At 71.5% G+C, this 11637-nt stretch carries 10 protein-coding genes; 6 read left to right on the plus strand and 4 right to left on the minus strand.

Annotated elements, in window-relative coordinates:
• Positions 1 to 394: methylated-DNA--[protein]-cysteine S-methyltransferase (locus FMEAI12_RS15395; protein ID WP_112106556.1), on the plus strand; the 394-nt coding region annotated here is incomplete at its 5' end.
• 59 nt (positions 395 to 453) lie between these two features.
• Here FMEAI12_RS15395 and FMEAI12_RS15400 read toward each other — a convergent pair.
• The 3 genes from FMEAI12_RS15400 to FMEAI12_RS15410 all read right to left on the minus strand — a co-directional run bounded on the left by FMEAI12_RS15400 (position 454) and on the right by FMEAI12_RS15410 (position 4797).
• Positions 454 to 1353: a hypothetical protein gene (locus tag FMEAI12_RS15400; protein ID WP_200835301.1), complete on the minus strand. Its 900-nt coding sequence runs from the start codon at positions 1351 to 1353 to the stop codon at positions 454 to 456.
• Between the two features lie 960 nt (positions 1354 to 2313).
• Complete coding sequence (locus tag FMEAI12_RS15405; protein WP_112106552.1) at positions 2314 to 3504, minus strand: serine hydrolase; 1191 nt, start codon at positions 3502 to 3504, stop codon at positions 2314 to 2316.
• Between the two features lie 147 nt (positions 3505 to 3651).
• The gene (locus FMEAI12_RS15410) at positions 3652 to 4797 is read right to left on the minus strand and encodes an acyl-CoA dehydrogenase family protein (protein ID WP_020463826.1); all 1146 of its coding nucleotides are present in this window, start codon (positions 4795 to 4797) and stop codon (positions 3652 to 3654) included.
• Positions 4798 to 5070: 273 nt separating this feature from the next.
• On the opposite strand from FMEAI12_RS15410, the gene FMEAI12_RS15415 reads away from it, so the two are divergent.
• Both FMEAI12_RS15415 and FMEAI12_RS38195 read left to right on the plus strand, forming a co-directional pair.
• Complete coding sequence (locus tag FMEAI12_RS15415) at positions 5071 to 5958, plus strand: SDR family oxidoreductase (RefSeq protein WP_083391051.1); 888 nt, start codon at positions 5071 to 5073, stop codon at positions 5956 to 5958.
• A gap of 96 nt (positions 5959 to 6054) precedes the next feature.
• Complete coding sequence (locus FMEAI12_RS38195; protein WP_235014030.1) at positions 6055 to 6273, plus strand: hypothetical protein; 219 nt, start codon at positions 6055 to 6057, stop codon at positions 6271 to 6273.
• Between the two features lie 75 nt (positions 6274 to 6348).
• Here FMEAI12_RS38195 and FMEAI12_RS37185 read toward each other — a convergent pair whose 3' ends face one another.
• Positions 6349 to 6492 carry a hypothetical protein gene (locus tag FMEAI12_RS37185; RefSeq protein ID WP_165938512.1) on the minus strand — a complete coding sequence of 48 codons (144 nt, stop codon included), beginning with the start codon at positions 6490 to 6492 and terminating at the stop codon, positions 6349 to 6351.
• A gap of 497 nt (positions 6493 to 6989) precedes the next feature.
• Between FMEAI12_RS37185 and FMEAI12_RS15425 the strand changes: the two genes are divergently transcribed.
• The 3 genes from FMEAI12_RS15425 (at position 6990) to FMEAI12_RS15435 (ending at position 11576) form a co-directional block, all read left to right on the plus strand.
• Positions 6990 to 7457 (plus strand): hypothetical protein, encoded by a 468-nt coding sequence (locus FMEAI12_RS15425; RefSeq protein ID WP_112106553.1) that lies wholly within the window; start codon positions 6990 to 6992, stop codon positions 7455 to 7457.
• Between the two features lie 439 nt (positions 7458 to 7896).
• Positions 7897 to 9630, plus strand: a complete 1734-nt coding sequence (locus FMEAI12_RS15430) for an ABC transporter ATP-binding protein (RefSeq protein ID WP_112106554.1) — start codon at positions 7897 to 7899, stop codon at positions 9628 to 9630.
• Complete coding sequence (locus tag FMEAI12_RS15435) at positions 9627 to 11576, plus strand: ABC transporter ATP-binding protein (RefSeq protein WP_112106555.1); 1950 nt, start codon at positions 9627 to 9629, stop codon at positions 11574 to 11576. The genes FMEAI12_RS15430 and FMEAI12_RS15435 overlap by 4 nt, the downstream gene beginning before the upstream one ends.
• Positions 11577 to 11637 lie beyond the last annotated feature (61 nt).

Genomic DNA, 11637 nt, shown 5'->3' on the forward strand with positions numbered 1-11637 from the left:
ACCTTGCGTTGGAAGTCGGTGCCGGTCGGGTTCAGCGGCAGGTCGAAGGACGTCCGCCGGCCAGCTCGCCGAGTACTTCGTGGGCCGCCGGACGTCCTTCGACCTGCCGCTGAACCCGACCGGCACCGACTTCCAACGCAAGGTGTGGAAGGCACTGTGCGACATCCCGTACGCGGAGACGATTTCGTACGGCGAGCTGGCGCGCCGCCTCAGCCAGCCGGGCGCGTCACGCGCGGTGGGACTGGCCAACGGTCGCAACCCGATCAGCATCATCGTCCCGTGCCACCGGGTGATCGGTGCGAACGGCAGCCTCACCGGCTATGGCGGCGGCCTGGAGCGCAAGCGCCACCTGCTCGCCTTCGAGCAGCAGGCCGCCGGCCTGTCACTGCTTTGACGCCGTTCCGCGGCGCTGTTCCGTGATGCTGCTCCGCCGACGAGGTGCTCCCCGTGCCCTCAGCGTGGCCTTCCGCGGCGGCGCTTCTCCCGTCCCACGAGGATGTCGAGCCCGAGGTCGTCGGAGGCCTGCTCGGGCGTCGGGAGGCGGTACAACGCCGCCGTGACCGACCGGTTGCGGGCGAGGGCCGTCAGCGTCGACGGCGGGGCCTGCGCCGCCCCGGAGAGGTACACGGGCGTCTTTCCCCCGGGCCCCGGCGAGTCACCCGCGCCGGCCGGTGAGCCCGGCCGGCGGCGCTGCCCGGCGCGATGGCCCTGCCGGCGCACGATGGGAGCGGTGGCCGGGTCGATGAGCGGGTACACGCCGCCGCCGCCGCCGTCCGATCCGGGCCGGGCTCGCCGAGCGGACCGGTCGCGCCCGTCGCCCGCACCGGCTCCGCCGCCAGGCGCGCCCGTGCCGCCGACCGCGGTGCCGTTCGCGCCGCCGGCCTTGCCACCGGCCGCGGTGTCAGCCGCGGCGCCGTCGTTGCCGGGGGCGCCGGCGGTGGCCGCCGCCGGGCCGAACCAGTCGAACGACGCCCCCCGCCCGCGCAGCGCGGTGTTCTCCGCCTGGACGATCACGAGCAGCGCGGTCGCGAACGAGGCGCGGGTGCGGGACTCCTCGAGCTGACGCTTGAGCTCGGCGACGTAGGCCGGGTCGATGGCCGGTGGCTCGGGCTCGGGGGTGGGCTGGCCGTCGGGGTCGACGGTCGCGCCGAACGCCTGGACGTGCAGCTGACGCAGGTTCTCCAGGTGTGCGGCGCGCGCCGGATCGGTTTCGGTGAACAGCAGGTTGACGTAGACCTCGACCACCCGCCATTCGATGGCCTTCTCGCCGCGGAACTGGCGGCTCAGGTCACGCGTCCGCGAGCGCTGGATCTTCGTGGGACCGGGGTCGGACCACAGCGCCCGGGCCACCATCTCATAGCTGACCCGATAGGGATTGTTAAGTTCATTTAAACGAGTAAGGAGGATTCGCTGCGGCCCGTCCTTCAAATCGGCTCGCGGCCCTTTGGGGCGCGCCCCCGCGAGGCTCACCCACACACCACCCGGACTTGCACTGGCAGGCTGGCCGAAGGACGAGTTCGCGGCACTGCGCAGATCCTCTCTCCGGTCCGCTCGTCGGCGCGACCTCGATGCGCCGGACGGGGGGACGGTGGCACCGGCGGGTTCCCCGACCCCCCGCTCCGGTCGCTGCGCATGATACGACCCGTGTGCCCGTGATGTGTGGATGCTGGCTGTCTGGCCGGCGTTTTCGTCCTGTCCGGAACGGTCAGCCGTCACGAACCGTGTGTCTTCCCGAACCGGTCCGCCCGGACGTCCGACGTTGAGCCCATCCCGTTCGCGTGCCGGTGAGCGCCGCTCGCGGGCACGCCACCCGCTATGTGTTCCCACACCTGTTTCCCCCTTTACCGGATGAACATCGGCGTAATGCCGCGAAACGTTGCATCATCAGGAAACCCGGCACCCGAATGCGCGGCAAGGCCGCACAACCCGAGGATCGGGACGCCGTCGCGTCAGGCCTTGACCAGCCGGAACGGGGCTTGCGTCGCAACGCGCCGTCGCAACCCGGCGGCCGTCCGATCAATGTCGAGATGATTTCCCTGACCCGACCGAAACAGGCCGACGGCCACTGGCCGTCACGATGGATCAGGAACGGCGAACCCGGATGGCGACGGATGTCCGTCCGCGATCCTCCGGACTATTCTGATCTTTCCCGCCGATTGCCGCGAATTGCCCCCGCCCGGCCGGCGCCGGCCATGGACAGCCATGGACAGCCATGGACAGCCATGGACAGCCACGGACAGCCACGGGCGACCGCGGGCGACCGCGGACCGCAGAGGGACCGGCTGGCACGGCTGCCGGGAACCGCGGGTGGGCTCAGTTGGCGACGAGGGCCTCGGTGACCACCCGGCTGGCGTCCGCGACACCGAACGTCGGCGGCTGCGGCCGGGCCTCCCCGCTACCCAGCCGGACGACGACCGTGCCGGACCCGGGGTCGATCTGCAGGATCTGGTTGCCGAGCCCGATCGCCCAGTACATGTCCGCCGGCGCCGTCGGCACCAGCTGACCGTGGCGGGTGGTGGGGTCGGCGGCCGCGGAGATGTCGGAGGCCGCCAGCGGCTGGGCGAGGACGCCCTCGCGGTTGAGCCACCACAGGTACCCGTAGGCGGCGTTCATCTCCGTGGACGACCGCCCGGTGGCCTCGGTGACCCAGTCGCTCGACACGACCCGCTGACCGTTCCACTCCCCGTGCGCGAGCATCAGGTAGCCGAGACGGGCGACGTCCCGGCAGGTCGTCTGCAGGCCCATGAACGTCAGGGTGTTGCCGGTGCGGTCGGTCGTCATCCGACTGTCGGCCATGCCGAGCGGCTCGAAGACCCGCTCCCGGGCGTAGTCGCTGACCTCCTGCCCGGTGGCGCCGCTCAGCACCTGCTCCAGCGTCTGGATGGCCGAGTTGTTGTAGGCCCAGACCTCGCCGGGCGGCCGCTCCTGGCGCAGCGCGACCGCGAACGCGGTCTGGTCGGGCGCCGCGATCAGCTCCTGGTAGTCGATCGTCGTGCTCCACTGCCGCCCGGAGTCGTTGCTCACCAGGTCGCGCACGGTCACGGCCTGCGCCGGTGTGCCCTTCCACTGCGGCACCCAGGTGGCGGCGGAATCGTCCAGCCGCAGGTCACCGTCGCCCTGCGCGATGCCGACGAGCGTGGACGTCAGCGACTTCGTTATGGAGAAGACCGGCTGCGGTGTGGTCGGGGTGAAGCCCTTGAAGTACCACTCGCCGGCGATCCTGCCGTTGCGCGAGACCAGCAGACAGTTGGACTTGCCCTGCTCGGCGGCGTGCGCGATGTCCTCGAGCTTCGCCGGGTCCAGACCGACCGCGCGTGGGTCCACCGTCTCCCAGCTGTCGCCCGGCACCGCCACCGCCGTCGGCGCGGCACCCGACGCGGTGACCGGCCCGGATGTCGTGGCGGGCGTCCCGGAGGCCCCGCCACCCTGCGTGCAGCCGGCGACAAGGGCGGCCGCGAACGGCGCGGCGGCGAGGGCAAGGACGAGACGGGGCGGACGGCGCATCTGGGACCTCGATCAGCCGTGAGTTCCGGATCCAGGGCGAGGACGCACCGTATTGACGCCAGATGTGAGGTCTGTGTGACCTCAGTCCTCAACAGGCGTCGTCCTGGGCGGGTTCCGTCCTTGCCCGATCCCCGCCACCGCGTCCGGTCAGCCGCGGGCGAGGTGGCGGCTGATGACGAGGCGCTGGATCTGGTTGGTCCCCTCGAAGATCTGCATCACCTTGGCCTCGCGCATGTACCGCTCCACCGGGAAGTCCTTGGTGTAGCCGGCGCCGCCGAGGACCTGCACGGCGTCCTCGGTGACCTTCATGGCCGCGTCCGTTGCGACGAGCTTTGCGACGGACGCGGCGCGCCCGTACTGCAGCCCGGCGTCCCGGCGCCGGGCTGCGGCCAGGGTGGTGGCCCGCGCGGACTCGACGGCGGCCGCCATGTCGGCCAGCAGGAAGCCGAGCCCCTGATGGTCGATGATCGCCTTCCCGAACGCCTCCCGCTCCTTCGCGTACGCGACGGCGTCGTCCAGCGCGCGCTGCCCGAGCCCGACGGCGGTGGCGGCGATCCCCAGCCGGCCCGAGTCGAGAGCCGACAGCGCGATCGACAGGCCCTGCCCCACCTTGCCGATGAGGCGCGACGCCGGGACCGCGACGTCGTCGAAACTGATCTGCGTCGTCGGCGACGCGGTCAGCCCCATCTTCTTCTCGGGCGGGTGGAACCTGATGTTGGGCGTGCCCGCGTCGACGAGGAAGCAGGAGATCCCGCCGCGGGTGTCGGACGACGTCCGCGCGAAGACCGTGTAGAAGTCGGCGGCGCCGCCGTGGGTCACCCACGCCTTCGTACCGTTGAGCAGGTAGCCGTCGTCGGTGGCGGTGGCCGTCACGCGCATCGCCGCCGGGTCCGACCCCGCGTGCGCCTCGGACAGGCAGTAGGCGCCGAGCAGGTCACCGGACAGCAGCCGGGGAAGGTGCTCCTCCTGCTGCTCCGGGGTGCCGAAGGTCGCCAGCGGGTAGCAGGACAGCGCGTGCACGCTCACCCCGACCGCCACGGCCGCCCAGCGGTAGGAGATCTCCTCCAGCACCTGTAGGTACACCTCGTACGGCTGCTCGCCGCCGCCGAAGCTCTCCGGGTACGGCAGGCTCAGCAGCCCGGCCTTGCCGAGCACCGCGAACTCCTCGCGCGGGAAGCGGCTGGCGGCCTCGTACTCCGTGACTCTCGGAGCAAGCTCGCGGTCGCACATGGTGGCGGTGAGCTCGATCAGCTCCCGCGCTTCCGATGAGGGGAGCTGCCGTTCGGCGGGCATGGTGTCCTCCCGTGCGTCGTCGGTCATCGCCCTCGCGCCGCGTGGAGCCGGAACCCCCGCGCGCGATCGTCTCCGTCGGTGCCGGATCCGTCCGTCTCGGAACGTGCGACGCAAGAGTTGTACCGCGCCTCGTGGTTGAGACGACGGGCTTGCCGCGTTTCCGACGCCTCGCTGCATCGGTTCCGTTTCGATCTACCGCATCGACGCGGAGACGGACCCTCGCGGATGAACGCACGGCGCGCGATCATGGGCGGAAGGTGACACCCTCGACTGGTGACCGAGCACGAGACCGAGACCCGGCCCGCTGGCCCCCATGCGCCCTCACGGCCGGGCGCGGCCCCGGGGCAGGGCCCGGAGCCGCAGTGGCCCGACGACGCCGAGGCGGCCCGGCACGTCGCCATGTTCGGCCTGCCTGGCATGCCCGCCACGGGACGGATCGCCGTCGTCACCGGTGCCACGAGCGGCATCGGCGCGGCCACCGCCCGGCGGCTCGCCGCCGACGGCGCCGTGGTCGCCGCGGTCGGCCGCCGGGAGGCGCGCCTGCGGTCCCTGGCCGACGAGAACGAGCGGATCCTGCCCGTCACGGGCGACGTGACCGACCCGGACGGGATGCGTCGCATCGCCGACCAGGTCCACGAGCGCCTCGGCCGCGCCGACCTGGTCGTCGCCAACGCCGGGACGATGCTCGCCGCACCCTGGGCCGCGGCGGACGTCGACGAGTGGCGCCGCATGATCGACACCAATCTGGTCGGCCTGCTGTGGACGGGCCGGGTGTTCATCGACGACCTGCTGGCCGCCGCCGCGGAGGGCCGGCGCGCGGACCTCGTCCACATCGGCTCGGTCGGCGGCCACCAGGTCTTCCCGAACTTCGCGGTCTACGACGCGACGAAGGCCGCCATCGAGCATCTGACCCGTCACCTGCGCGTCGAGCTGGGCCCCCGCGGGGTGCGGGTGCGCACGGTCGAGCCCGGCCTGGTGCAGACCGAACTGGGCGACGACATGGTCTTCCCTGGCTCCCGCGAGGCGCTCGCCGAGTTGCGCAGGTCAGTCGCAAACCCCCTGAGTGACGTGGACGTCGCCGAGGTCATCGCCTGGTCGGCCTCCGCCCCACCCCACGTGAACGTCGCGGAACTCGTCGTAGTCCCGGTGTCCCAGGGCTGACCCCATCCCCTGCTGCCGGCTCCGGACTGTGCGAACCAGCCCGATCCGCGGACACCGTCCGACGCGGGTGCCGCGTTCTTCGACGAACTGGCCGCGGTGCTGGCCGCGGACCAGCCGCCGGCGGCTGGTGTCACGGATGGTGAGGCCCAGATCCAGGCGGCGGCGGACACCGTCCTGGAGCCGTCCGGCGGGGCGGCCGACGGACTGGCTGCCCGCCCCCGCGGGTTCGTTCAATCTGATGGTCCGGCCTACCTGGCGAAGGCGGCCGCGCTGGACAACACCTGGAACCCGCCCGCGGTGGTCCCGGCGTCCTGACCGACCGGCAGGCGCCGACGACGGGGTGGGGCGCGGGATGCTGGTGCACCGCCTCCCACCCCGTCCGAAGCCTGCTCAGCAGCGGTGGTTGTAATGGTTCGGCGGATACGGGCACGGCTCATGGGGCTGGCAGCCCGCGGCCGTCGTGAGCATGCCCAGGGATGCCGCCGCGACGACGGTCAGCACGATGCGGCGGATTCTGCGGATAGATCGGTTCATGGTGGGTTTCCCTTCCCGCGCCATCCCCGATCCGGTAATCCCTATCGCAGTCACGGACGGCCTTCTCTCCGCCGTTCCGGCGTGTGCCATTTCGGTGATCGGTGCTGCGCCTTCGGCCGCAGTTGCGCTCGTTTGCGGCGTGTTCCGCGGTGTCGGTCGTTGCGCGGTGGCACGGTACGCGGTGGCGCATCGGCGGCGCCGCAGGCGGCGGCGCCAGCGGTGTGGGCGGCCGGGCCGGGTCCTCCCGGGCGGCCGGGTGGGACCGGTCGTCCCGGGCGGACTATGCCGGACGGTCCGTATCGGGCAAGACGGGCAATAAGTCCACTCGTTCGCGGGTTCCTCCGAAAGTGACGGAACGCGCGCGTCGGCGTGCCGTCCTACAGGACGATTGGGTGGACGCGTCCTCGCAGTCGAGGGCGAACGGTCCGCGCTGCCTGGGGGACGCGGCCGGTCCCAGCGGGACAGGACGGACGGGGGCCGTCGAGGGGAGGAACACGATGGTCAACATGAACCCGGGCGAGGGTGGCCGGCGGGGCGAGCGGTTCGCGCAGGCGCGCCGGTTCGCGGGGCAGGCCCGGCAGGACCGCACGACCGGCTGGTACATCCCGTTGGCGATCACCGTGATCGGTGCGGGCGCCTCGTTCGACGCGTTCGGACGGGGGGTCGGGTTCCTCTACGGGTGGGGCCTGGCCATCGCGTTCGTCGCGCTCACCTGGTCGACGATCCGGGTGATGCCGTCGATGGTCGACGAGCTCAACATCCAGCGGGAGAGCGGGCCGCGCAAGCTCGCCGCGCTGTTCAACGCCCCGGTGCGCAGCCGGGGGCTCTTCCTGCTCGCCGCCGCTCTACCGATCTTCATCGCGTTGGTGAAGACGGTGGGCTTCTACATCATCGGCGGTCTGCTGATCGTCGGTGTGGTACTTGCCGTGGCCTTCGTGGCGTCCTGGGCGCTCGAGCGCCGCTGAGCGCATGCGCGCTCGGCCACCGCCGAGCGAGTTCCACCCGGCCCCGGGCCCCGACCATCGTCGGAAGCCCGGGGCCGGTACGCGTGCGACCGCCGCCGAACATGCCGGGCGCTGGCGATCTCCCACCGGCAGTCTCTCCCACTGTCAGTCACGGTGATCTCCGATCATGACGGTCCGGGCATCGTGCGGCGCCCGCCAGGAATGGTCGGTGCGCCCCGGTACGCTGTATCGCCAGCTTCCCGACGCGTCGGTCGACCTGCCAACGGACGGCCCACGCCACCCGCGTCCGATCACGCCAAGCGTCCGATCACACCGAGCACCGGATCGCACCGAGCACCGGATCACACCCAGCACCCGGATCAATGGAGGACCCCGCGCCGCCCAGCACCCGGATCAGCCGAGCCGGGCGCGGGCCGGGTCACCCGCCGACGGAGATCACATGCTGACCAGGCTGTTGCGGAACCACCTACCCCCCTACTCGCGGCCGATCGCGCTGCTGGTCGTGCTGCAGCTGACCGCGACCCTGGCCATGCTCTACCTGCCGACCCTGAATGCCGACATCATCGACAACGGTGTGGTGCCGGGCGACACGGGTTACATAGTCCGGCTCGGCGGGATCATGCTCGGGGTGACCTTCCTGCAGGCCGTCTGCTCGGCCGCGGCGGTGTTCTTCGGTGCGCGCACCGCGATGGGGGTCGGCCGCGACATCCGGGCCGCGGTGTTCGACCAGGTCCAGTCGTTCTCGGCCCGCGAGGTCGGCCGCTTCGGCGCGCCGTCCCTGATCACCCGGGCGACGAACGACGTCCAGCAGATCCAGATGCTGGTGCTGATGGCGTTCACCATGATGATCTCCGCGCCGATCATGTGCCTGGGCGGGATCGCGCTGGCGGTGCACCAGGACGCCGGCCTCTCGCTGCTGCTCGTCGCGATCGTGCCGTTCCTCGCGGCGATGATCACCCTGCTGGTCCGGCGGATGCAGCCGCTGGGCCGGAAGATGCAGGAGCGTCTCGACGAGGTCAACCGCATCCTGCGCGAGCAGATCACCGGCCTGCGGGTGATCCGCGCCTTCGTCCGGGACGACCACGAGAAGCGCCGTTTCGGCACCGCCAACGCCGACCTCACGGACGTCTCCCTGCGCTTCGGTCGGATCATGGCGCTGCTGTTCCCGCTGGTGATGGCGGCGGTGAACGTCTCGAGCATCGCCGTGATCTGGTTCGGCGCGCACCGGATCGACGACGGTGCGATGGAGATCGGGGCGCTGACGGCCTTCCTCAGCTACCTGATGCAGATCCTGATGTCGGTCATGATGGCCACCTTCATGTTCTCGATGATTCCGCGGGCCGAGGTGTGCGCGGAGCGCATCCAGGAGGTGCTGGGGACGGAGTCGACGCTGCGCCCGCCCGCCGACCCGGTGCGCACGCTGCCGCGCCACGGCGAGCTGGAGCTGCGCGACGTCATGTTCAGCTACCCGGGCGCCGAGGCGGCGGTGCTGCGCGGGGTCAGCGTGCGCGCTCGCCCCGGGCGGACCACCGCGATCATCGGGAGCACCGGCAGCGGCAAGTCCACGCTGCTCGGCCTGGTCCCGAGGCTGTCCGACGTCTCCGAGGGCGCCGTCCTGATCGACGGGGTGGACGTCCGCGACATCGACCCGAAGCTGATGGCCGAGACCGTCGCCCTCGTCCCGCAGAAGCCGTACCTGTTCACCGGGACGATCGCGTCCAACCTGCGCTACGGGGATCCCGAGGCCACCGACACCGAGCTGTGGCGCGCCCTGGACATCGCCCAGGCCAGGGACTTCGTCGAGGCGATGCCCGACGGGCTGGACACCCCGATCGCCCAGGGCGGGACGAACGTCTCCGGCGGGCAGCGCCAGCGGCTCGCGATCGCCCGGGCGCTGGTCCGGCGTCCGGACATCTACCTGTTCGACGACTCGTTCTCGGCGCTCGACTACGCGACCGACGCCGCCCTGCGCGCGGCGCTCGCGCGCGAGACAGCCGGCGCCACGATGGTGATCGTCGCCCAGCGGGTGGCGACCATCCGCGACGCCGACCAGATCATCGTGCTGGACGACGGCCAGGTCGTGGGCACGGGGACCCATCGCGAGCTGCTGGCGGGCAACGACACCTACCGGGAGATCGTCTTCTCGCAGCTCACCGAGGAGGAGGCGGCATGACCCGCCCACCCGCGGGCGGGGCCCGCCCCATGGCAGGCCCCGGTCGGTTCTTCGCCGCCGGGGGCGAGAAGCCCGAGGATTTCGCGGCCTCGACCCGGCGGGTGCTCCGCCTGCTGGGCCGGCAGCGCGCGCTGCTGATCCCCGCGGTCGGGCTGGCCGTGGTCGGCATCGGCCTCACCGTCACCGGGCCGCGGCTGCTCGGGCACGCCACCGACCTGGTGTTCGCCGGCCTGCTCAGCTCCCGGCTGCCCGCCGGGACGACCAAGGCCGAGGCCGTCGCGCGGCTGCGTGCCGAGGGCCACGGCACCCAGGCCGACCTGCTGTCCTCCGTCGACTTCACCCCCGGCGAGGGGATGGACTTCGGCGCGATCGGCCGGGTGCTGCTGGTGGTGCTGATCGTCTACCTCATCGCGGGTCTCTGCGCGGTGCTGCAGGCCCGGCTGGCGAACAAGGCCCTGCAACGGATGCTGAGCGACCTGCGGGCCGATGTGCAGGAGAAGATCACCCGCCTGCCGCTGCGGTACTTCGACCGCCGCCAGCGCGGCGAGGTGCTCAGCCGGGTCACCAACGACATCGACAACCTCGGGCAGAACCTGCAGCAGAGCCTGTCCCAGATGATCGCCTCGGTGCTGACCATCATCGGCGTGCTGGCCATGATGATCTGGATCTCCTGGATCCTCGCGCTGATCGCCGTCGTCACGGTGCCGGTGTCGATCGTGATCACCACCCGGATCGGCAAGTTCGCCCAGCCCCAGTTCGTCAGCCAGTGGAAGACGACCGGCCGGCTCAACGGCCACATCGAGGAGATGTACACCGGGCACGCCCTGGTGCGCGCGTTCGGCCGGCAGGAGGAGTCCGCCGAGATCTTCCGGGAGCACAACGAGCGCCTCTACGAGGCGAGCTGGCGGGCCCAGTCCATCTCCGGTCTCATGCAGCCGGCGATGATGTTCATCGGCAACCTGAACTACGTGCTGGTGGCCGTCGTCGGTGGCCTTCGGGTGGCCTCCGGCGCGCTGTCGATCGGCGACGTCCAGGCGTTCATCCAGTACTCGCGACAGTTCAGCCAGCCGCTGACGCAGCTCGCCAGCATGGGGAACATGGTGCAGTCCGGGATCGCGTCGGCGGAGCGGGTGTTCGACCTGCTGGACGCGCCCGAGCAGGAGCCCGACCCGCTGGCGCCGGCCCGCCCGGAGCAGGACCACGGCCGGGTCGCCTTCGAGCACGTCGCGTTCCGCTACGAGCCGGACAAGCCCCTCATCGACGACCTGTCGCTGGTCGCCGAGCCGGGGCACACCGTGGCGATCGTCGGGCCCACCGGCGCCGGAAAGACCACACTGATCAACCTGTTGATGCGCTTCTACGAGGTCACCGAGGGCCGGATCACCCTGGACGGCGTCGACATCGCCGAGATGTCGCGGGCGGACCTTCGGCGATCCATCGGGATGGTGCTGCAGGACACCTGGCTGTTCGGCGGCACCATCGCGGAGAACATCGCCTACGGCGCCGAGGGCGCCACCCGCGAACAGGTCGTCGAGGCGGCCCGCGCCGCGCACGTCGACCGGTTCGTGCGCACGCTCCCCGACGGCTACGACACCGTGCTCGAAGACGAGGGCGTCGGGGTCAGCGGCGGCGAGAAGCAGCTCATCACCATCGCGCGCGCGTTCCTCGCCGAGCCGCTGATCCTCGTCCTGGACGAGGCGACGAGCTCGGTGGACACCCGCACCGAGGTGCTGATCCAGCGGGCGATGTCCCGGCTGCGCGCCGGCCGCACGGCCTTCGTGATCGCCCACCGGCTGTCCACCATCCGGGACGCCGACACGATCCTCGTCATGGAGGACGGCGCGATCGTCGAGCAGGGCAACCACGACGCCCTGCTGGAGGCGGACGGCGCCTACGCGCGGCTGTACAAGGCCCAGTTCGCCCAGGCCGTCGTCGAGACCGGCTGAGCGCACGGGTCTGCGCGGGCACTGGTCTCCGGGGGCACCGGCCGTCCGGGCGGTGGAGGGC

The sequence above is a fragment of the Parafrankia sp. Ea1.12 genome (assembly GCF_900465275.1).
GTDB classification, from domain to species: domain Bacteria; phylum Actinomycetota; class Actinomycetes; order Frankiales; family Frankiaceae; genus Parafrankia; species Parafrankia soli.

Coding starts and splice junctions, on each gene's coding strand:
- FMEAI12_RS15400 (WP_200835301.1), bottom strand. CDS start 1,353: ATGGTGGCCCGGGCGCTGTGGTCCGACCCCGGTCCCACGAAGATCCAG.
- FMEAI12_RS15405 (WP_112106552.1), bottom strand. CDS start 3,504: ATGCGCCGTCCGCCCCGTCTCGTCCTTGCCCTCGCCGCCGCGCCGTTC.
- FMEAI12_RS15410 (WP_020463826.1), bottom strand. CDS start 4,797: ATGCCCGCCGAACGGCAGCTCCCCTCATCGGAAGCGCGGGAGCTGATC.
- FMEAI12_RS37185 (WP_165938512.1), bottom strand. CDS start 6,492: ATGAACCGATCTATCCGCAGAATCCGCCGCATCGTGCTGACCGTCGTC.
- FMEAI12_RS15425 (WP_112106553.1), top strand. CDS start 6,990: ATGGTCAACATGAACCCGGGCGAGGGTGGCCGGCGGGGCGAGCGGTTC.
- FMEAI12_RS15430 (WP_112106554.1), top strand. CDS start 7,897: ATGCTGACCAGGCTGTTGCGGAACCACCTACCCCCCTACTCGCGGCCG.
- FMEAI12_RS15435 (WP_112106555.1), top strand. CDS start 9,627: ATGACCCGCCCACCCGCGGGCGGGGCCCGCCCCATGGCAGGCCCCGGT.